Here is a 19,199-nt window from a genome sequence, read left to right as displayed (position 1 = left end):
TTTGAATACATCAATGTGAAAACTCTATAGCCCCGGTAAGTTCGGGGTTTTTTTATGCCCTCAATTCGGTTGTGGGGCACCAGCAGCGATGAGTATTATCGATTGAAAAAAAATGCCCCTGCATTGGCTAGGGCTTAATTGTTTGTGGAATGGGCGGCGTACATGATGCTGATAACATCGTGCACGCCATTCGCCCGTTAGTTGGTCACGAGCGAACCTAGGCCCATTGCTGATGTGCACACAGCAAATGGAGCCTATCAAAAAGGGCGTCTCTGATCTATGAAAAATACTGTGAATTTAAACAGTGTAAATATTATTTGTGCTGACTCACTCCAATACATCAAAACCTTACCTGATAACTGCATTGACCTGATAGCTACGGATCCTCCGTATTTCAGGGTTAAATCATGTAAATGGGACAATCAATGGCCTGACGAGTCAGCTTATCTGGCGTGGCTTGACGAGATGTTTGCGGAGTTCTGGCGCGTACTAAAACCATCAGGCAGCCTGTACGTCTTTTGCGGTTCGCGTTTGGCTGCTGACACAGAGTTGCTGATGCGTGAGCGGTTCAAGATTCTGAACCACATCATCTGGGCCAAACCTTCAGGGCCGTGGAACAGGCAGCACAAAGAAGACTTGAGGTCGTATTTCCCAGCCACTGAGCGGATCCTCTTCGCTGAGCATTACAGCGGGCCTTATAGAGGTAAGGCATCAAGTTATTCCACGCAGTGCAAGGAGCAGCGCAAAAATACGCTCAAGCCTCTGGTTGATTATTTTAGTGATGCCCGCAAAGCGTTGGGGATCAGTGCTAAAGAAATTCATCAGGCAACGGGTAAGCAAATGGCTTCGCATTGGTTCAGTGAGAGCCAGTGGCAATTACCCAGTGAGAAAGACTATCTGGCGCTTCAAGGCTTATTTGATCGCGTAGCCCGCGAAAAACATGCGCGGCAAGAGCTGGAACTTCCTCACCATCAGTTGGTAGTTGAATATCATTCATTATCCCGACGTTATGCGGATCTGGTGGATGAGCTAAAGCGATTGCGACGACCTTTCACAGTGACGAGTCTCGTACCGTTTACAGACGTATGGACGTATAAGTCAGTTCCTTATTATCCCGGAAAACACCCATGCGAAAAGCCAGCGGAGATGATGAGAGACATCATCAACGCCAGCAGTCGACCGGGTGATGTAGTGGCTGATTTTTTCATGGGATCAGGTTCCACGATAAAAGAGGCAATCAAGCTGGGACGTTTCGCGCTGGGCGTGGAACTTGAAGAGGAACGGTATAACCAGACGTTGGGAGAAGTATTCCCTGAACAGTCGAATACCTCATAACACATTACAGCCCCGGCATAGTCTGGGGCTTTTTTATGCCCTCGATTCGTGGAGGACAATAACAGCGATAAGGGGTTTATCAATGTCTGATCCATTGTCTGGCGCTGCTGGTGCCACTGTGGCACTTGCTGGCGTCAGTATATTCGGATGGGTTAGCGGTCTGGACTATGGCGTAGTTTTCGGTTCCTTTGCTGGCGCTATGTTCTATGTCACCTCAGCCACTGACCTTACTCTTCTTCGCCGGGCCTCTTATTTCTGTGTGTCCTTCATGGTGGGGCTTTTCGGGGCTGGCGTGACGGGTTCGAAATTATCTTCATGGCTCGGATATAGCGATAAACCATTGGATGCTCTGGGCGCGTTAATCATTGCAGCAATAGCAGTTCAGTTGCTGACCTTCGCGAGCAACAGGGCGAAAAACCCAACATCACTGATTGATCGGTGGAGGGGGAACAGTGGTAATAAATGACCCGCTGGTGATTGGCAACGTAGTGCTTTGCAGCCTGGTTGTCATTCGCCTCAGCTTCTTCCGTAAGAAGGGCGCTACCCATCGGACGTGGGCTTCATGGCTGGCATACCTGCTGATCCTGGCATATGCAACGGTACCGCTCCGATTCATGTTCGATCACTACACCAGCACCCACTGGGCGGCTTTCGCAATCAACGCGATCATCTGCGTTGCTGTATACCGCACCGGTGGCAACGTCGCCAAACTATTCAGCGTCCTGAGACATCCACAATGACAAAAGACCAATTTACCAAGGCGGCTTCTCTGAGCGCCGACTTAGCCGCGCGCTGGTATCCGCATGTGGTGTCCACGATGGCTGAATTCGATATTTCCACTCCAGCGCGTCAGGCGGCATTCATTGCGCAGGTGGGGCATGAGTCCGGCGGCTTTAAAACCCTGGTCGAGTCATTTAACTATTCGATCGCCGGGCTTTCGGTGTTTACGCGCCTCACTGCATCACAGCGTGAGCAGCTCGGGCGCCGGAATGGTGAAGGTCCACTGCCTGTTGAGCGCCAGCGCGCCATTGCCAATCTTGCCTATGGTGGCCGGTACGGCAACAAAGCAGCGGGCGATGGTTATAAATTCCGTGGACGTGGTCTGAAACAAATCACGTTCCTCGATAACTATCTGGCCTGTGGCCGCGCGCTGGGCATTGACCTAATCACCGATCCTGACTTGCTTCTGAAAGATGAATACGCGGCGCGGTCGGCGGGCTGGTTCTGGAAAGCCAATAACTGCAACAGCTTTGCCGACTCCGGCGACTTTGTGGGGCTGACCAAACGAATCAACGGTGGCGTAAATGGTCTGGCCGACCGGCAGGCTCGTCTGGCAATTGCCCAGAAAGCGCTGGGCATCTGAGAGGCACGACGTGGAAACATCATTGTTCGCTGCTTTACTTAAGGCTTACTGGGAATCGGCTGTTGCCATATTACTGGCCGCCGCGCTGGTCTGGTGGATTGAGGGGCTGCGCTGGGACGCCGACGTGTCAAAGCTGAAAGCGACCCACACCGCAGAGCTGAAGAAATTCAGTGATCAGGCCGTGATTGACCTGACCAAACAGAAGAAGCGCACCGAAGCGGCACAAACCGCGCTGGCGGCGCTGGATGCCAAACACACGAAGGAATTAGCCGATGAACAGTCCAAGAATGACAGGCTGCGCGCTGATGTCGCTGCTGGTACTCGCCGGGTGCGGATCGCGGCAGCAAACCTTGCCACCTGCGAGCTCGTCGGGAACAGCACTACCGGAACCGGCGGCGTGGGCGATGCAGCACAATTCGAACTCTCTGGCTCTGGTGGACGGGCTGTTCTCGATCTCCGAGCCAGCGCCATCAAAGACGACCAAGTAATCCAATACCTTCAGGCCTACATAAGTAAAGTTATTGAGAAAAATTAACAATGATTTTTAGGACTGTTTGCAGTTTCAAACATCCCACTGCCAACTAAACTTAAAATGTTCTGTAATTAGTTTGGAGAAACGTATGGCAGAAAAAGATGCATATTCCATCTTACTGGAAGCTTCACATGGAAAGTTGAACTCGAATGATCTCTATAAAGGTAAACGCATTAATTCAGTGATAGAAGTGGCCCTTGATGCGATGAACGAGCTTGAAATGGAGATTCAAAGGTTGAATTATATTATCCGACAAAAGAACAAGCACAACTAACCGCCTACGGGCGGTTTTTTACATCAATAATTAGGTGCAGCTATATGACTAACAAAATCAAATTAAGCTTTAAGTATCTGTATACCTTCAAAAACGGTGATTACAGCGGAGCAACGTTGAGTTACCGAATTAAGCATGGCGATCAGCTTCTTGCGGAAGGAGATATAAAGGGAAAGACGCTTTCCCCATTTGTCTTACCGATCACTATCAAAGAGACAGACATAACTCAGCTGCTGACAGTTGAGTATATTTGCACCGGTAGTGTGGAAGACGTATCTGTCTCAGAGATTCAACCAGTAAAGACGACCATGTGATCCAATACCTTCAGAACTTCGCCGCTGAAGCCCGGAAGCGATGCAAACCCAATAGGTAATGCTCAATGAAAACTGATAAGACGAGTGCAGAAATAGACCAGGCTGTTTCTAAATACAGCAGTTCTATGGGCATTGCGGTTCAAGATTCGTTAGCCACCAAGTTAAAACTCAGTCCTGAAATGAAAGTCGCAATCACTGAAGTGGTTGAGGAGACGATTAAGTGCGCTTTGCAACCGGGTGGGATTCTTTATCGAAGATAGCCAAGGCATTATAACAGGCATTCACCGAGTGCCTGTGATAATGCTTTGTGATTAAATGATAATGAGTATCAAACTCAATCATAAGGCCCTGTCAATGTTGAGGTGATAATGATTATCAAAATCAGTCAAACATATATCGATGCGAATAAATGATAATGATTATCATTTGGTAAAGGTACTCCCGACAGGGGGCCTTGCCACGGGGCGGCGGACTCGCGGAAAACGGCTCATTTTCGTATTTTGATCGCACCATCAGCAGGTGATGTATCACGCTGATATTTCTGAAAAATACATTGTTCTAGCTGGCGATGCTGAAAATCACCTTCACCAGGTGAAAATCTTTAATAGTATGTTTTTAAATGTATTTTTTATCTTTGAGGTGATTGTGTGAGGTGGTGATGGAAAAGGTGGGCGATCTTGCTGAGGCGTTTAATTGGAGTATCTCCAAGATTTCTGAAGCTTTTTCCATGGATAGGGCAACGGTCAGAAAGAAAATTGCTGAAAATGATATTCAGGCTGCGGGGAGTTCTCGCGGCAATCCGACCTACTCCCTAAAAGATGTTGCCCCGGTTTTGTTCGCCGGTGCCTGTAAAACTGATGAAGATATTACGCACGATCCTTCGCTCATGATCCCGAAAGAGCGTAAAGATTGGTTCCAGTCGGAAAACGAGCGTATCAAGCTGGAAAAGGAGCAACGCAACTTAATACCTGTTAATGAGGTGGTAATCGTTTATTCCGCTATGACAAAAGCAGTGGTGCAGGTACTTGAGACAATCCCGGATATTTTGGAGCGTGACTGCGCTTTAACACCCCAGGCAGTATCAGCGGTTCAGGCTTCAATCGATGATTTACGAGCGACGCTTTCTGAACGATCGTATCACGCTTGTGCTATTGACCTTATGAGAGATAAAGGGGAGGTGATTGCCGAGGAGGATTAATGGCTTACGCGTCAGCGGAAAACATAGGGCGGGATATTTCACTCATTCTCCGACCACCTCGCCGTATAAAAGTATCTACAGCGGTACATAAATACATGCGAGTGCCTAAAGGAGCAGGTAATTCAGTTCCCTGGGATCCTAATGTCGCCCCCTATGTTATAGAACCCATGGACATGCTGGCTTCGAGGGAATATGACGCAGTGATATTTGTTGGCCCAGCCCGAACGGGCAAAACCATCGGGCTGATTGATGGGTGGGCTGTGTACAGTATTGTTTGTGATCCATCTGACATGCTTATTGTTCAGATGACAGAAGAGAAGGCAAGAGAGCACAGCAAAAAGCGTCTTGATCGTACTTTCCGCAGTAGTCCCGAAGTGGCAAAAAGACTCAGCCCGCGTCGCAATGATAACAATGTGCACGACAAAATATTTCGTGATGGCTCATTCCTGAAAATAGGTTGGCCCTCTATTAATGTTATGTCGTCATCAGATTATAAATTTGTTGCGCTGACGGATTACGACCGATTCCCCGAAGACATTGACGGGGAGGGCGATGCGTTCACTCTGGCCTCAAAACGTACCACAACCTTTATGTCATCCGGCATGACGCTGGTGGAGAGTTCTCCAGGTCGTCAAGTCACGGACACCAAGTGGCGGCGAAGTTCACTTCATGAAGCCCCGCCGACCACCGGCATTCTTTCTTTATATAACCGCGGCGATCGCCGCCGCTGGTACTGGCCTTGTCCGCACTGCGGCGAATACTTCCAGCCGTCGAAAGATGTTGTGCAGGGTTATCAGAATATTCCCGACCCTGTTGTCGCCAGCGAGGCGGCATTCATAGAGTGTCCGCATTGCCGAGGAAAAATTACAGCAGGGCAGAAACGCGCACTTAATCAGAAAGGTGTATGGCTGCGGGACGGTGAACAGATTGATCGTCATGGCACTGTCACGGGGACGGCCAGACGATCGCGCATTGCGTCATTCTGGATGGAGGGACCCGCCGCGGCGTACCAAACGCTTTCGCAACTGGTCTACAAATTGCTTTCCGCTCAGCAGGACTACGAGGCCAACAGCAGCGAAGAAACCCTTAAAGCGGTGATCAATACGGACTGGGGCCTGCCCTATACACCTCAGTCCAGCGTTGAGCAGCGCAAATCCGAAACCCTGATGGCGCGCGCCTCGACCGTGACCAAGCGCACCGTGCCTGACGGGGTGCGTTTTCTGGTACCGACCGTTGACGTGCAGGGCGGGCGCAACCGGCGGTTCGTTGTGCAGGTCATCGGCTATGGCGCGCACGGCGAGCGGTGGGTCGTCGATCGCTACAACATCAAACAGTCGATGCGCACGGGGCCGAACGGCGAAAGCCTGCCTATTGATCCTGCTGGATACCTGGAGGATTGGGACTTGCTGCGCACTGACGTGTTGGATAAGACATGGCCACTCAACAGCAATCCAAGCGTATCAATGCCCGTGCTGGCGATGGCCGTCGACTCCGGCGGTGAAGACGGTGTGACCGGCAATGCCTACGAGTTCTGGCGCCAATGCCGACGCGATGGCGTGCACAAGCGCGTTTATCTCTTCAAAGGCGACAGCACCACCCGCAGCAAGCTGATCACCAAGTCACTGCCGGACAATACCGACCGCCCAAACCGCCGGGCGGAGGCCCGCGGTGACGTGCCGCTCTACCTTCTGCAAACCAATTTGCTCAAAGACCGGATCAGTAACGCGCTTCAGCGCGATACGCCGGGGGCTAACTACGTCCACTTTCCTGACTGGCTGGGGGAGTGGTTTTATGACGAACTGACCTATGAAGAAAGGGGCGCAGACGGGAAGTGGACTAAGCCGGGTAAGGGAGCGAACGAAGCCTTTGACCTGATGGTCTATGCCCATGCCCTGGTGATTTTGCGAGGATATGAGCGGATAAACTGGGAAAAACCGCCTTCATGGGCGCAGCCTATTGAACAATCAACACCCAGCGCGCATTCCGAAGCACCAGCCTTGCCAGCCCGCAGTAATCACCCAAAACCGAAAACAACCCGCGCCCGGACAGAGGATAAACCTTCTGCCTGGGCGCCATCGACATCAGGAGGCTGGGTATGAATCAGGCCGATATTGAAGACATGATCCAGCAGTATATGACCGCCGAACGCGCCGTTCTGCAGGGAAAGTCCATCACGCTCGGCGTGCAGTCCATGACGATGGAGAACCTCAGTGAAATTCAGAAGGGGCGGAACTACTGGGAACGCCGGTTAAGCACATTGCTTTCGGCGCAGCGCGGGCGACCGCAGTACCGGCTGGCGAGGTTCCCGCGATGAGCCTGATTGATGATGCTATTGGCCTGATTTCACCGGGCTGGAAAGCCTCCCGTCTGCGTTCACGCGTGGCAATCAATGCCTACGAGGCGGCATTACCCACGCGCACGCACCGGGCGAAGCGGGAAAACCGCAACGCAAACCAGCTCACGCAGTTTGCTGGCCGGTCGATCAGGGAGCAGGCACGCTGGCTGGACAATAATCACGATCTGGTGATTGGCCTGCTGGACAAACTCGAAGAGCGCATCGTCGGCGCGCGGGGCATCGTTGTTGATCCCCAGCCGATTCTGAAAACGGGGCTGGTCGCCGATGACCTGTCCAAACAGATACGGGCAGCGTGGGCAGAATGGTCTATTTCTCCCGACGTTACCGGACAGTTTACCCGCCCCGTCCTTGAGCGGCTGATGGCGCGAACCTGGCTGCGCGACGGCGAGGTTTTCGGGCAAATGGTCCGGGGTTCTGCACAGGGACTCACGCCGACGGCCAACATCCCCTTCTGGGTCGAGGCGCTGGAGCCTGACTACATTCCGCTGGAAATGAGCGATACCGGCAGGGGGATCTGTCAGGGCATTTATCTCAACAGCTGGGGATGCCCGACAAAATACGTCGTTTATAAGAATCTGGTGACCTCCGGCGTGGCGCTGGGTAACACCAAAGAAATCGCCGCGGACGGCATGATGCATCTGAAATTCATGCGCCGTCTTCATCAGGTCCGCGGCAACAGCCTGCTCTCCGGCATTCTTATCCGCCTGAGCGCGCTGAAAGAGTATGAAGATTCTGAACTGACAGCCGCCCGTATAGCCGCCGCGCTGGGCATGTACGTGAAAAAAGGCGACGGCCAGACATACAGCGACGAAGGTAATGACAAAGGTCCCCGTGAGCTCAACATCGAACCCGGCATGCTTTTCGATGAACTGGCGCCGGGTGAAGAGATTGGGATGATTAAATCAGACCGGCCCAATCCTAACCTTGAGACGTTCCGCAACGGTCAGCTCAGGGCGGTGGCCGCCGGCAGCCGCAGCAGCTTTTCCAGCATATCCCGCAACTATAACGGCACCTACAGCTCCCAGCGTCAGGAGCTGGTGGAGTCCTTTGAAGGGTACGGCATTCTGCAGGATGCGTTTATCGCTGCAGTGACCCGACCGATGTACCGCAGCTGGCTGCAGATGGCCATCACCGCGGGGGTGATCAACGTCCCACCCGATGTGGACACGGCGACGCTGTTTAATGCCGTGTACAGCGGACCGGTCATGCCTTGGATTGACCCAATGAAAGAAGCCAACTCCTGGCGCGTGCTTCTGCGCGGCGGGGCGGCAACGGAAGGTGACTGGATCCGGGCGCGCGGCGCCAATCCGGGCGATGTAAAACGTCGCCGCAAAGCGGAAGTCGACGAAAATAAAGCGTTAGATCTGGTCTTCGATACGGATCCGGCAAACGATAAAGGGGAAGCCAGTGCGCAAGAATCCAAGAAATAAACTGAGGGTGTCACCCAAAGCCTCGGCGGGCGATAAAAGCTGGTTCCGCATGAAGGCCAGCGGCGATAAGACCGCCGATATTTATATTTACGACGAGATTGGATACTGGGGCGTGACGGCCCGCCAGTTTGCCAGCAGCATGAAAGCGCTGGGCGACCTCGACCATATCAATCTGCATATCCACTCACCGGGCGGCGACGTCTTTGACGGCATTGCCATTTACAACCTGCTGAACAGCCATACGGCCAGCAAAACCGTGTACATCGACGGCCTTGCCGCTTCGATGGCGTCCGTGATTGCGATGGTGGGCAATCCGATCATCATGCCTGAAAACGCCATGATGATGATCCACAAACCCTGGGGGATCACCGGCGGCGACGCCAACGACATGCGCGACTACGCCGACCTGCTGGACAAGGTCGAGGCCGTGCTGATCCCTTCGTATGCCCAAAAAACCGGCAAAACGCCTGACGAACTTGCCCTGATGCTGGGTGAGGAAACGTGGATGACCGCGCAGGAGTGCCTTGAGCACGGTTTTGCTGACCAGATTTCTACCGCGGTGCAGGCGATGGCCCGCATTAATTCAAAACGTATCGAGGAATTCGACGCTATGCCAAACGCACTGAAAAACATGATCACCAAGCCAAAAGCGACTACTCAGAACCCGCCGGAACCGCAGAATCCACCTGTTGCGCCTGTTGCACCGGTTGTTCCTGCCCCCGCCGCACTGGACGAAAACAGCATCCGTAATCAGGTGATTGCGGCACAAAAACAGCGCGTCACGGGGATCAAGGACTTGTTCGCGATGTTCGGCGGCCGCCATCAGGAATTGCAGGCAACGTGCATCGAAGACATTGACTGCACGGTCGAGCAGGCCAAAGATAAGCTGCTGGTGATGCTGGGTAAAGGCGCTACGCCGTCCAATAAAAACGGCGACAATGCGCATATTTATGCCGGCAACGGTAATTTTACCGGCGACGGCATCCGCCAGGCGCTGATGGCGCGCGCCGGTTATGAAGACCGACAGAATGACAACGTTTACAACGGCATGACGCTGCGCGAATATGCGCGCATGTCGCTGACCGAACGCGGCGTCAGCGTGGGAGCCTATAACCCGATGCAGATGGTCGGCCTTTCCCTGACCCACAGCACCTCTGACTTTGGCAATATCCTGCTGGACGTGGCGAATAAGTCCCTGCTGCAGGGTTGGGAAGAGTCGGAAGAGACCTTCGAAGCCTGGACGAAGAAAGGGCAGCTCTCCGACTTTAAAACGGCGCATCGCGTCGGCATGGGCGGATTCCCGTCATTGCGTAAGGTGCGCGAGGGGGCGGAGTACAAATACGTGACCACCGCAGATAATAGCGAAACTATTGCGCTGGCCACCTACGGTGAAATCTTCTCCATTACCCGTCAGGCCATCATCAATGACGATCTGAACCAGCTGACCGACGTGCCGATGAAGATGGGGCGCGCGGCGAAGGCCACGATCGGCGATCTGGTGTATGCGGTGCTCACCGGCAACCCTAAATTGTCTGACGGTAAGGCGTTGTTCAGCAGCGATCATAAAAACCTGGCCACCGGTGCCATTGATGTCACCACTCTGGATGCGGCTCGCCAGTTGATGCGCGTTCAGAAAGAGCCATCGACCGGCCGTACCCTGAACATTCGCCCGGCCTTCCTGCTGGTGCCCACAGCGCTGGAGACAGTGGCAAACCAGACGATTAAGTCAGCCAGTGTCAAAGGGGCTGATGTAAATGCGGGCATCATCAACCCGATCCAGAACTTTGCGACAGTTGTCGGTGAACCACGCCTCGATGACAACAGCGTCAAGTCCTGGTATCTGGCGGCGGCGCAGGGCATGGACACCATCGAGGTGGCTTATCTCAACGGGGTCGAACTGCCTTATATCGACCAGCAGGAAGGGTTCAACACCGACGGGATCGCAACGAAAGTGCGCATCGACGCCGGCGTTGCACCGCTGGATTACCGCGGCCTGGTGAAATCTTCCGGCCAATAATTCCCCCAGTTGCTTTGACCGAATTCCCGTCAGGGCTTTTTTTATACCTAAAATTCGCCCCTCACCGGGGCGTCTGGAGTTTTCCAATGGCTAAGAATTTTGTACAGGAAGGTCAGACGATTTCCATTACCAATAGCGGTCAGGCGGTGATTGAGAGCGGCGCCCCCGTGGTGCTGGGTTCCCTGCTCGTTGTCTCACTGGTGGATATTGCCCCGAATGAAACCGGTACGGGCATGGCGGAAGGGGTATTCCTGCTGCCGAAAGTCTCCGCCGACGCCATTCCGGCGGGGACAAAAGTGTATATCGCGGACGGTGAAATCCAGCTGGCGGCGGCGGATGCCGTGGCGGCGGGGATCGCGTGGGAACAGGCCGGTGCAGGTTCGACCGTCGTTGAAGTCAAAATCAATGCCTAACCCGTTCGATGCGCTGGCGGCGCGGATGGATGCCACCACCGTCGCGCGCTTTGGGCGAGACGTGGTGATTAACGGCGCCGTGCTTACCGGCGTTGAAAGCCACTTTTTGCCCGAAATGGGGCCGGTCAGCGGTGACGGCCTGTCCGTGGTGATTTTTTCTGCCGCTTACCGGCCTCACCGTAACGATCAGGTGATGTATCAGGGCGAAAGTTACATCGTCACCCGCCATCAGGTGTTTAACGGAAAGCCGCAAATCTGGCTGGAATAAAGGGGAGCACATGACCATCAAAGGGCTTGAACAGGCGATCAGTAATCTGAACAACATCAGTAAGACCGCCGTTCCCCGCGCCTCGGCGCAGGCCGTGAACCGGGTGGCGGGGCGGGCGATCAGTCGGAGCAGTTCGTCGGTATCGAAGGAAACGAAGGTGCCGAGAAAGCTGGTCATGCAGCGCGCAAAGCTGAAAAAGGCCACGATGAACCGGCCTGTCGCCACGTTAAAAATCAACCGGGGCAACCTGCCCGCCATCAAGCTCGGGGCCGCGCAAATGCGTATCTCCCGGCGTAAGGGCAACGTGCGCGGGCAGGGCAGCGTGCTGAAAATCGGGCGCTTCACGTTCCGCGACGCCTTTATTCAGCAGCTTGCCAACGGACGCTGGCACGTTCTCCAGCGCTCGGGGAAAAGCCGGTACCCGATTGACGTGGTGAAAATCCCCCTGACGACGCCGCTGACCAACGCCTATACGGTGGAGACAAACCGCCTGATGCAAAGCGATATGCCCAAAGAGATGGCGGCGGCCCTGAAAAATCAACTGAGGCTTATCGTTAAACGATGATAAAGCACCCGAAAATCCGCAACGCCGTGCTGAACGCGCTCAAGCTTTCGGTGACCGCCCCCTCCGTGACCTGGTATGACGGTCGCCCGAGCTTTTTGACCGCCGAAGACCTGCCCGCCGTCGCCGTCTATCTTTCGGGCGCTGAACCTACCGGGGAAACCCTCGATGAAGACGAATGGCGGGCAACGCTTCACGTCGAGGTTTTTCTCAAGGCGGTGAGCCCCGACACCGAGCTCGACCGATGGATGGAGCAGCATATTTATCCGGTGGTAGGCGACATCCCGGCACTTTCAGACCTTATCGAAAACATCACGCCGGAGGGCTACGACTACCAGCGTGATGATGAAATGTCGACGTGGGGCTCTGCTGACCTGCGTTACACCCTGACTTACTTAATGTGAGGAACCTATGACCACACAACTCGAACCGACCAAAGGCGCGGGCACCACGCTTTGGATTTACACCGGCAGCGGCGATCCCTATGCCAATCCGTTATCGGATCAGGACTGGACGCGGCTGGCGAAAATCAAGGAGCTGACGCCGGGTGAAATGACGGCGGAATCCTACGATGACACCTATCTCGATGACGCCGACGCCGACTGGAACGGCACCGCGCAGGGGGCTAAATCGTCGGGTGACACCTCCTTTACGCTGGCCTGGAAGCCGGGCGAAAGCGGCCAGCAGGATCTGGTTAACTGGTTCTACGACGGCGCGGTGCGCGGGTACAAAATCCGTTACCCCAACACCGCCGTGGACGTTTTCCGGGGCTGGATCAGCAGCCTGGGCAAAGCGGTACCGGTAAAAGAGGTGATCACCCGCACGGTGAAAATCACCAACACCGGCAAGCCGGCGCTGGCGGAGAGCAATCAGGCCGCCGCGGTTCCGGTCTCGGGCGTCACCGTCACCCCGTCCGCCGCGAGCGTCGTGGTCGGGCAGAACAGCGTCATCGGCGTCACGGTCTTGCCTGACGGCGCGACCAACGGTTCTTTCAGCGCGGCGTCATCTGACCCTTCCGTTGCCACCATCACCGTCTCCGGCAAAAACGTGACGGCCAAAGGCGTAAAAGCAGGCACGGCGCAAATCATCATCATGACCAATGAGGGTCAGAAAGTGGCCATCTGTAACCTGACCGTCACGGCGGCCTAACGGAGCGAGCATGTTTTTAAAGTCTGAACTGTTTGAGTTTAACGGGGCGAAAACCACGTTGTATGAGCTCTCGGCGCTGCAGCGCGTTGAGTTGCTGCACTATCTGTCGGCGCAGGAAAAGGCCCTGCCGAAAGATGAGCCTGATGATCAGACTCTGGCGTCCGCGCTGGTCGAGCTCAATATCCGCGCCGGCGCGATGATCATTGCCATGTCGCTCTGGCACAGTGAGTCGCCAAAGCCGGATATTCACGATCTGCAGCAGCAGGTCATGAGCACCTGGCCGGTCGAGGCCATCGGCAAAGCGGATACGAAGGTCAAAATCCTGTCCGGCATGCTGAACCCGGAGCAGGGCGAGGTCACCACAGAAGCTGCGCCCTCAGAGTCTGTCGCTGAAGAGGAGACGGCGGAAAAGCGCTAACCCGTGAAAAGGGCTTTGTTATGCAGCTGGCGCGCGAGTTGAGACGACCCAACTGGCGCACCATGCTTTCAAACATGTCCTCCAGCGAGCTCGAGGAGTGGCATCAGTTCTATCAGACCCATTACTTCGAAGAGGCGTTACTTGATGCCCACTTTGCCTCGCTTAGCCTCCATATTTTATCGCTGGTGTGCGGGGAAACAGAACTGACCGCGGGCCATTTTAGCCTGCTTAAACCCAAGGTCGTGGAAGAAAATCACGAACCTGATGATGAACAACTAATGGCGATCGCAGAAAGCCTGCCAGGAGGAGTGCGCTATGGCCCAGCCAGTGGGTGATCTGGTCGTTAATCTTGACGTTGACGCCGCGAAATTCAATGAACAGCTCGGCTACGTGCGTAAGCAGTTTACCGGGCTGAGCGCCGCCGCCGTTGAGACGTCTGCACAGGTTCAGCAGTCCTTCTCCCGTCAGGAGCTGGTGGCAAAACGGGTGGGGATCTCCGTGGGGCAGTACAACAACGCCCTGCGCAACCTGCCCGCACAGTTTACCGATATCGCAACCCAGCTCGCCGGTGGGCAAAGCCCCTTCCTTATCATGCTCCAGCAGGGCGGGCAGGTTAAAGACTCCTTCGGCGGCGTATCGAACCTCTTCCGTGCGATCCAGGCCGCGCTCTTTGGCGTCAGTGATTCGGCTGAAAAGTCTGAAGATTCGTTATCTGAGAATGCCAATGCGCTGGCGGAGAACGCAGAAAATCTGGGGAAGGTGCGTGGCCTGCTCACGCCGGCTACCCTGGGCTTTGTGGCGCTGGCCGTTGCCGTGGTGGCCGTGGCCTATTCGTTTGTAAAGGGTCAGGGGGTGCTGAGCGAATTTAACAAATCGCTGGTGATGACCGGTGACCGCTCGGGGCAGACTGCCAACAACCTGCTGGTAATGGCCGAGGCGATTGCGCAGGGCGGCGACTCCTTTACCGCCGGTACCGCGGCGCTCAATGCGTTAGTCAAAGCGGGGGCCAATCTCGGGGAAAACTTCCTGGGCGTGGCCACCTCCATTTCTACCCTGTCTGATGCCACCGGCACCAAAGTAGAAGATTTGGCGGCGGCGTTTGGCCGCATTACCTCAGATCCGCAAAGCGGGCTGCGGGCGATGGCCGAGCAATATGGTCACGTTACCGCCCAGCAGCTGGACTACGTGAAAAGCCTGCAGGACTCCGGCAAGTACACCGAGGCGCTTAACTACGCCAACACCGCCGCCGCCGCCGGCTTCAAGGACATGGCCGGGAACATTAAAGAGAACATGGGCGCGCTGGAGACCGCGGCGGACTACGTCGGCGACTCTTTCAAATCCATGTGGAACCGCCTGCTGGATATTGGCCGGGCGGACTCGCTTCAGAAACAGCTCGCGGACGCCACGGACAGGCTGTATGAGCTGGACAAAGGGCTGAGAAACACCGCCGCACAGGGGCAGCAGCGGTTTGGGCTGGAAACCGCCCGCGATCAGGCACGCCAGATGGTCTCCTCCCTGACCGAGCAGCTTCACGCCGAGCAGCGAAAAACCGACGAAAAACAGAAGCAGTCAAACCTTGAGCGCAGCTCGCTTCAGAATCAGCAGCACTTCCAGTCGATTTCTGACGCGGGTCAGAGCAAAGAAGAGCAAAGAACGCAGGAGTACCAGCGTCTTAATCAGTACATCGCCGAACGCCGCCGGCTTAATCAGGCGCTGAGCGACGATGAAATTGCCCAGATTAAAAAGGGTATTGAAGAGAAATATAAAGATCCGAAAACGCCCAAAGCGAAGGCGATCACCACCTCAGCGGGGGACAAAGCGACGGATAATGCGCAGGGTGAGCTGATGACCCTGCAGGCTCAGCTCAAAGTCCTGCAGCAGCACACCAGCGTGAACGACGTTATCAGCCAGCAGCGCAAAGACCTGTGGCAGACAGAGAATCAGTACACGGTGCTGGAGCAGGCGGCCAGCACCCGCCAGCTGTCCGCGCAGGAAAAGTCCCTGCTGGCGCATAAAGAAGAAACGCTGGAGTACAAACGGCAGCTGGCGGCGATAGGTGATAAAGTCGCGGCCCAGCAGCGTCTGAATGCGCTCTCCGATCAGGCCGATAAGTTTGCCCTGCAGCAGTCTGCAAAGCGCGCTGCGCTGGAGGCTCAGGCGGATGGCGTTTCATCAAAACAGGCGGAAAGAGCCGCGACGCTGCAGCGTCTGCAGGAAACCTATGCATTCAACCCGGACGCTCAGAAACGGGTATTGCAGGAGCAGCAGGCAACGTATGCGGCAGAGGACGCGCTGCGGTCGAACTGGGTGGCGGGCGCGAAACAGGGCTGGGCCGAATACGCCGAATCTGCAACCGATGTATTCACTTCGGTGCAACAGGTGGCGCAGGCGGGATTCAACGGCCTTGCTGACAGCCTGACAAGCCTGACGACCACCGGTAAAGCCAGCTTTAAAGAGTTTAGTGTCTCTATTTTAAAAATGATCGGTCAGGTCATCAGCCGGTTAATCGTGGCCTATACCGTCCAGACCGCGCTGGGGTGGATCAGCAGCAGCGCGTCATCTTCATCCTCAAACACATCCTTCTCATCAGGGGCCTACAGTAATTTGCAGCTGGCTTATAACGGCGGCTATATCCGCGAGTTTGACGTGGGCGGCTACACCGGGCACGGCGGTAAGTATGAGCCCAAAGGCATCGTTCACGGCGGAGAGTTCGTTTTCACCAAGGAGGCGACCAGCCGTTTGGGCGTGGCTAATCTTTATCGCCTGATGAAGGGCTATGCCACGGGTGGGTACGTGGGAACCGGCGGGGCGGCGGGCAGGTTCGGCGCGACCGACATCAGCGTTTACGCCCCGGTGACCATCGGCGAGCAGTCTTCATCGAATGACGTCAGCAGCAGCGATACGGCAAACACCGCCAAACAGCTGCAGGGCATTGTTCAGCAGACAATATCGGACAGGCTCAGGAAGGAAATGGCTCCCGGCGGCCTGCTGTATAAAAAATAATTACGCATGACGCATTCTGTCATTTTGGGAGAAGTGATGCCTACAGACACCTTTACCTGGCGAACGCAGAAAAGCGCCCAGGGTACCGACACGGTCAGAACGCTACAAGCGCAGTTCGGCGACGGCTACAAGCAGGTTGCCGCCAGCGGCATCAATGCCAAAGCTGAAACGTGGAGCCTGAGCTGGACGGGTAAAAAATCGGAGGCGTCGTCGATCCGTCAATTTCTTCTGAGTCACGTGATTTCATCCTTCTGGTGGACGACTCCGTGGGGAGAACGGCTCCTCTGGCGGGTAAAGTCTGATTCGGTGTCGGTCAGCTTTCCCGCAGGAGACAAGGCGACGCTGAGTTTTACTTTCGAGCAGGCGTTTGCGCCTTAAAACCACCACAACTATCTGAGGCTGCCTTTGGGTGGCCTTTTTTATTTGGAGATATCATGAGCTTTACTCAGGACGTGCAGGCGCTTGAGCCGGGGCAGCTGATCCAGCTGATAGAAATCGACGGTTCTGCGTTTGGTTTCGACACCGTGCTGCGCTTTCATGCGCACAACATAGACTCCGCGGGCTGGAAGTCTTTCGCCGCCGACAATTTGCCGTCAATCATTTGGCAGGGTAATGAATACGATCCTCACCCCTATGAGTTAACCGGTCTTGAGCTATCCAGCACGGGGTCGCAGCCAACGCCAACGCTTTCGGTGGGTAACGTGGGCAACTACGTCACGGCGCTGTGCCTGCAGTACGACGACATGGTGAAGGCGAAAGTCAAAGTTCACACCACCCTGGCCAAATATCTTGATGCCGCGAACTGGACGGCGGGCAACCCGACTGCCAGCCCGATTGATGAACGCGTTCAGCTTTACTACATCAACGCCAAAAAAGCCGAGACGCGGATTCAGGTCGACTTCGAGCTGTGTTCTCCCTTCGACGTTCAAAGCCTGCAGCTGCCGACCCGCCAGATAACCCCGGTGTGCACCTGGTGCATGCGTGGATGGTATCGAACGGGGACCGGCTGCGATTACAGCGGCACTAACTACTTTCTGAAAGACGGCACGCCGACGAGTAATCCCGCGCTGGATGTGTGCGGCGGCCGGATGTCGGATTGCAAGTTGCGGTTGGGCACCGAAAATCCGCTACCTTTCGGCGGCTTTCCGGCGGCTAACCTGCAGGGGAGATAATCATGCGAAAAAAACTTATCAGCGAAATACGGGCGCACGTGGCCGCCGAGTATCCGAACGAGGCCTGTGGGCTGATCGTCGAAACCGGCACCGGCCAGCGTTTTATTCCCTGTCGTAACATCGCCGAAAACGCAGCTGAAACCTTCACGCTGTCGCCGGATGATTATCTGGCGGCGACCGAGGTCGGGGACGTCATCATGGTGATCCACTCCCACCCCGATGTGGTGCAGCTGGTGCCGTCAGAAATGGACCGCATCCAGTGTGACCACTCCGGCGTGGAGTGGGGGATCATGTCGTGGCCGGACGGTGACTTTTGTACGCTGTCACCGCGCGGCGATCGCGAGCTTGCTGGCCGCCGCTGGGTGTTGGGCCATGCTGACTGCTGGTCACTCATCATGGACTACTACCGGATGGAGCACGGCATTGCCGTAAATAATTACTCGGTTGACCGTGAGTGGTGGGTCGACGGGAAAGAAAATCTCTATGACGATAACTGGCAGGCTGAAGGGTTCGTTGAGATTGATGCCAGCAGCATGCAGCCTGGCGATATGATCATGATGCGCGTTCAGGCACCGGTGACCAATCACGCGGCGATTTATCTCGGTGATAACATCATGGTTCACCACATGTTCGGCAACCTTTCTGCCCGCGTTCCATACGGCAAATATTACCGGGATCGGACGGTTCGCGTCGTCCGTCGTAAGGAGTTAGTTAATGCTTAAGACCATGACGCTCAAAGGCGCAATCGGAAAGAAATTCGGCAGGGTTCACCGTTTCCACGTGGCGGACATCAACGAGTTTTTGCGCGCGATGTGCTCCCAGGTGAAGGGATTCAAAAAGTACGTTTCAAACGCCCATCTCAACGGGGTGAAGTTCGCTTTCTACAGCGGCAAGAACAACATCTCGCTTGAGGAGTTCGACATGTCCGCGGCGGCGACCGAGTACACAATGGTGCCGGTGATTGAAGGGGCGAAGCGGGCGGGGACACTCCAGATCGTGATCGGCGCTGTTGCCCTAGTGGCCGCCTTCTTTACGGCTGGCGCTTCGTTCGCTGCATGGGCGTCCGCAGCCGGATACAGTGCGGCAGCAGTAGCCGGCACAACAACCGCGTTGGTGGGTATTGGTCTTAGTATGACCATCGGCGGCGTGGTGCAGATGCTCACGCCACAGCCCAGCTTTAACGTTGGGGCTTCGTCTGACTCTGACAACAAAGCAAACTACGCATTCGGCGCGCCGGTGAATACGGTGGCAATGGGCTACCCTGTGCCGCTGCTTTACGGCCAGCGTGAAATCGGCGGCGCAATCATCAGCGCGGGGATTTTCTCCAGCGATCAGCAGTAAACAAAATACAATCTCCAATTAACCCGCTTCTGCGGGTTTTTTTATAGGTGAAAT

At 55.3% G+C, this 19,199-nt stretch carries 25 protein-coding genes; all 25 read left to right on the top strand.

The features are described 5' to 3' along the window. The first annotated feature begins 279 nt into the window (after window positions 1-279). A complete protein-coding gene (locus AC0Z7K_RS07290) occupies window positions 280-1,335 on the top strand; it encodes a DNA-methyltransferase (protein ID WP_485613626.1) in 1,056 nt (351 codons plus the stop codon). Between the two features lie 82 nt (window positions 1,336-1,417). Then, a complete protein-coding gene (locus AC0Z7K_RS07285) occupies window positions 1,418-1,801 on the top strand; it encodes a phage holin family protein (RefSeq protein ID WP_485613625.1) in 384 nt (127 codons plus the stop codon). Next, window positions 1,788-2,075, top strand: coding sequence for a phage holin family protein (locus AC0Z7K_RS07280; RefSeq protein ID WP_414062220.1), 288 nt, complete (start codon window positions 1,788-1,790; stop codon window positions 2,073-2,075). The genes AC0Z7K_RS07285 and AC0Z7K_RS07280 overlap by 14 nt, the downstream gene beginning before the upstream one ends. Beyond that, complete coding sequence (locus AC0Z7K_RS07275) at window positions 2,072-2,698, top strand: glycoside hydrolase family 19 protein (RefSeq protein ID WP_485613623.1); 627 nt, start codon at window positions 2,072-2,074, stop codon at window positions 2,696-2,698. Before AC0Z7K_RS07280 ends, AC0Z7K_RS07275 begins: the two co-directional genes overlap by 4 nt. A gap of 10 nt (window positions 2,699-2,708) precedes the next feature. Further along, window positions 2,709-3,233 carry a lysis protein gene (locus AC0Z7K_RS07270; protein ID WP_485613621.1) on the top strand — a complete coding sequence of 175 codons (525 nt, stop codon included), beginning with the start codon at window positions 2,709-2,711 and terminating at the stop codon, window positions 3,231-3,233. 85 nt (window positions 3,234-3,318) lie between these two features. Then, window positions 3,319-3,504 carry a hypothetical protein gene (locus AC0Z7K_RS07265; RefSeq protein WP_414063250.1) on the top strand — a complete coding sequence of 62 codons (186 nt, stop codon included), beginning with the start codon at window positions 3,319-3,321 and terminating at the stop codon, window positions 3,502-3,504. Between the two features lie 44 nt (window positions 3,505-3,548). Beyond that, on the top strand, window positions 3,549-3,818 hold the full coding sequence (locus AC0Z7K_RS07260; protein ID WP_485613620.1) for a hypothetical protein: 270 nt from the start codon (window positions 3,549-3,551) through the stop codon (window positions 3,816-3,818). Between the two features lie 65 nt (window positions 3,819-3,883). Then, the gene (locus AC0Z7K_RS07255; RefSeq protein ID WP_485613619.1) at window positions 3,884-4,078 is read left to right on the top strand and encodes a hypothetical protein; all 195 of its coding nucleotides are present in this window, start codon (window positions 3,884-3,886) and stop codon (window positions 4,076-4,078) included. A gap of 398 nt (window positions 4,079-4,476) precedes the next feature. Beyond that, window positions 4,477-5,016, top strand: a complete 540-nt coding sequence (locus AC0Z7K_RS07250; RefSeq protein WP_485613617.1) for a DUF1441 family protein — start codon at window positions 4,477-4,479, stop codon at window positions 5,014-5,016. After that, window positions 5,016-7,115 carry a phage terminase large subunit family protein gene (locus AC0Z7K_RS07245; protein WP_485613616.1) on the top strand — a complete coding sequence of 700 codons (2,100 nt, stop codon included), beginning with the start codon at window positions 5,016-5,018 and terminating at the stop codon, window positions 7,113-7,115. The genes AC0Z7K_RS07250 and AC0Z7K_RS07245 overlap by 1 nt, the downstream gene beginning before the upstream one ends. After that, entirely contained in the window at window positions 7,112-7,330 is a 219-nt protein-coding gene (locus AC0Z7K_RS07240) for a hypothetical protein (protein WP_414061207.1), read from the top strand. The genes AC0Z7K_RS07245 and AC0Z7K_RS07240 overlap by 4 nt, the downstream gene beginning before the upstream one ends. After that, window positions 7,327-8,802, top strand: a complete 1,476-nt coding sequence (locus AC0Z7K_RS07235) for a phage portal protein (RefSeq protein ID WP_485613615.1) — start codon at window positions 7,327-7,329, stop codon at window positions 8,800-8,802. Before AC0Z7K_RS07240 ends, AC0Z7K_RS07235 begins: the two co-directional genes overlap by 4 nt. A 49-nt stretch (window positions 8,803-8,851) precedes the next feature. After that, window positions 8,852-10,819 carry a ClpP-like prohead protease/major capsid protein fusion protein gene (locus AC0Z7K_RS07230; RefSeq protein WP_485613915.1) on the top strand — a complete coding sequence of 656 codons (1,968 nt, stop codon included), beginning with the start codon at window positions 8,852-8,854 and terminating at the stop codon, window positions 10,817-10,819. A gap of 86 nt (window positions 10,820-10,905) precedes the next feature. After that, window positions 10,906-11,232 carry a DUF2190 family protein gene (locus tag AC0Z7K_RS07225; RefSeq protein ID WP_485613613.1) on the top strand — a complete coding sequence of 109 codons (327 nt, stop codon included), beginning with the start codon at window positions 10,906-10,908 and terminating at the stop codon, window positions 11,230-11,232. Beyond that, a complete protein-coding gene (locus tag AC0Z7K_RS07220; RefSeq protein ID WP_112166085.1) occupies window positions 11,225-11,500 on the top strand; it encodes a DNA breaking-rejoining protein in 276 nt (91 codons plus the stop codon). The genes AC0Z7K_RS07225 and AC0Z7K_RS07220 overlap by 8 nt, the downstream gene beginning before the upstream one ends. Before the next feature lie 10 nt (window positions 11,501-11,510). Next, complete coding sequence (locus AC0Z7K_RS07215; RefSeq protein WP_112166087.1) at window positions 11,511-12,065, top strand: phage tail protein; 555 nt, start codon at window positions 11,511-11,513, stop codon at window positions 12,063-12,065. After that, complete coding sequence (locus AC0Z7K_RS07210; RefSeq protein WP_485613612.1) at window positions 12,062-12,466, top strand: phage minor tail U family protein; 405 nt, start codon at window positions 12,062-12,064, stop codon at window positions 12,464-12,466. Before AC0Z7K_RS07215 ends, AC0Z7K_RS07210 begins: the two co-directional genes overlap by 4 nt. A gap of 7 nt (window positions 12,467-12,473) precedes the next feature. Next, entirely contained in the window at window positions 12,474-13,211 is a 738-nt protein-coding gene (locus tag AC0Z7K_RS07205; RefSeq protein WP_217149451.1) for a phage tail protein, read from the top strand. A gap of 10 nt (window positions 13,212-13,221) precedes the next feature. Then, on the top strand, window positions 13,222-13,629 hold the full coding sequence (gene gpG / locus AC0Z7K_RS07200) for a phage tail assembly chaperone G (RefSeq protein ID WP_485613610.1): 408 nt from the start codon (window positions 13,222-13,224) through the stop codon (window positions 13,627-13,629). Window positions 13,630-13,649: 20 nt separating this feature from the next. Then, window positions 13,650-13,964: a phage tail assembly protein T gene (locus AC0Z7K_RS07195; protein ID WP_112166094.1), complete on the top strand. Its 315-nt coding sequence runs from the start codon at window positions 13,650-13,652 to the stop codon at window positions 13,962-13,964. Then, on the top strand, window positions 13,945-16,632 hold the full coding sequence (locus tag AC0Z7K_RS07190; protein ID WP_485613609.1) for a phage tail tape measure protein: 2,688 nt from the start codon (window positions 13,945-13,947) through the stop codon (window positions 16,630-16,632). Before AC0Z7K_RS07195 ends, AC0Z7K_RS07190 begins: the two co-directional genes overlap by 20 nt. Before the next feature lie 36 nt (window positions 16,633-16,668). Next, window positions 16,669-17,010 (top strand): phage tail protein, encoded by a 342-nt coding sequence (locus AC0Z7K_RS07185; protein ID WP_485613913.1) that lies wholly within the window; start codon window positions 16,669-16,671, stop codon window positions 17,008-17,010. Between the two features lie 56 nt (window positions 17,011-17,066). Then, entirely contained in the window at window positions 17,067-17,804 is a 738-nt protein-coding gene (locus tag AC0Z7K_RS07180) for a phage minor tail protein L (protein ID WP_485613608.1), read from the top strand. Between the two features lie 2 nt (window positions 17,805-17,806). Then, a complete protein-coding gene (locus AC0Z7K_RS07175) occupies window positions 17,807-18,526 on the top strand; it encodes a C40 family peptidase (RefSeq protein ID WP_485613606.1) in 720 nt (239 codons plus the stop codon). Beyond that, complete coding sequence (locus tag AC0Z7K_RS07170) at window positions 18,519-19,145, top strand: tail assembly protein (protein WP_414063228.1); 627 nt, start codon at window positions 18,519-18,521, stop codon at window positions 19,143-19,145. The genes AC0Z7K_RS07175 and AC0Z7K_RS07170 overlap by 8 nt, the downstream gene beginning before the upstream one ends. Window positions 19,146-19,199: the final 54 nt, after the last annotated feature.

The organism is Rahnella sp. 1L-D-7-B-C2 (assembly GCF_057290995.1).
Note: the sequence above shows the minus strand (reverse complement) of the source record. Positions and strands in the feature narration are given on the sequence as shown.

Bases quoted from the DNA above. Each gene is read 5' to 3' on its own strand.
- AC0Z7K_RS07290 (WP_485613626.1), top strand. From the start codon at position 280: ATGAAAAATACTGTGAATTTAAACAGTGTAAATATTATTTGTGCTGAC.
- AC0Z7K_RS07285 (WP_485613625.1), top strand. From the start codon at position 1,418: ATGTCTGATCCATTGTCTGGCGCTGCTGGTGCCACTGTGGCACTTGCT.
- AC0Z7K_RS07275 (WP_485613623.1), top strand. From the start codon at position 2,072: ATGACAAAAGACCAATTTACCAAGGCGGCTTCTCTGAGCGCCGACTTA.
- AC0Z7K_RS07265 (WP_414063250.1), top strand. From the start codon at position 3,319: ATGGCAGAAAAAGATGCATATTCCATCTTACTGGAAGCTTCACATGGA.
- AC0Z7K_RS07260 (WP_485613620.1), top strand. From the start codon at position 3,549: ATGACTAACAAAATCAAATTAAGCTTTAAGTATCTGTATACCTTCAAA.
- AC0Z7K_RS07255 (WP_485613619.1), top strand. From the start codon at position 3,884: ATGAAAACTGATAAGACGAGTGCAGAAATAGACCAGGCTGTTTCTAAA.
- AC0Z7K_RS07250 (WP_485613617.1), top strand. From the start codon at position 4,477: ATGGAAAAGGTGGGCGATCTTGCTGAGGCGTTTAATTGGAGTATCTCC.
- AC0Z7K_RS07245 (WP_485613616.1), top strand. From the start codon at position 5,016: ATGGCTTACGCGTCAGCGGAAAACATAGGGCGGGATATTTCACTCATT.
- AC0Z7K_RS07240 (WP_414061207.1), top strand. From the start codon at position 7,112: ATGAATCAGGCCGATATTGAAGACATGATCCAGCAGTATATGACCGCC.
- AC0Z7K_RS07235 (WP_485613615.1), top strand. From the start codon at position 7,327: ATGAGCCTGATTGATGATGCTATTGGCCTGATTTCACCGGGCTGGAAA.
- AC0Z7K_RS07230 (WP_485613915.1), top strand. From the start codon at position 8,852: ATGAAGGCCAGCGGCGATAAGACCGCCGATATTTATATTTACGACGAG.
- AC0Z7K_RS07225 (WP_485613613.1), top strand. From the start codon at position 10,906: ATGGCTAAGAATTTTGTACAGGAAGGTCAGACGATTTCCATTACCAAT.
- AC0Z7K_RS07220 (WP_112166085.1), top strand. From the start codon at position 11,225: ATGCCTAACCCGTTCGATGCGCTGGCGGCGCGGATGGATGCCACCACC.
- AC0Z7K_RS07215 (WP_112166087.1), top strand. From the start codon at position 11,511: ATGACCATCAAAGGGCTTGAACAGGCGATCAGTAATCTGAACAACATC.
- AC0Z7K_RS07210 (WP_485613612.1), top strand. From the start codon at position 12,062: ATGATAAAGCACCCGAAAATCCGCAACGCCGTGCTGAACGCGCTCAAG.
- AC0Z7K_RS07205 (WP_217149451.1), top strand. From the start codon at position 12,474: ATGACCACACAACTCGAACCGACCAAAGGCGCGGGCACCACGCTTTGG.
- gpG (WP_485613610.1), top strand. From the start codon at position 13,222: ATGTTTTTAAAGTCTGAACTGTTTGAGTTTAACGGGGCGAAAACCACG.
- AC0Z7K_RS07195 (WP_112166094.1), top strand. From the start codon at position 13,650: ATGCAGCTGGCGCGCGAGTTGAGACGACCCAACTGGCGCACCATGCTT.
- AC0Z7K_RS07190 (WP_485613609.1), top strand. From the start codon at position 13,945: ATGGCCCAGCCAGTGGGTGATCTGGTCGTTAATCTTGACGTTGACGCC.
- AC0Z7K_RS07185 (WP_485613913.1), top strand. From the start codon at position 16,669: ATGCCTACAGACACCTTTACCTGGCGAACGCAGAAAAGCGCCCAGGGT.
- AC0Z7K_RS07180 (WP_485613608.1), top strand. From the start codon at position 17,067: ATGAGCTTTACTCAGGACGTGCAGGCGCTTGAGCCGGGGCAGCTGATC.
- AC0Z7K_RS07175 (WP_485613606.1), top strand. From the start codon at position 17,807: ATGCGAAAAAAACTTATCAGCGAAATACGGGCGCACGTGGCCGCCGAG.
- AC0Z7K_RS07170 (WP_414063228.1), top strand. From the start codon at position 18,519: ATGCTTAAGACCATGACGCTCAAAGGCGCAATCGGAAAGAAATTCGGC.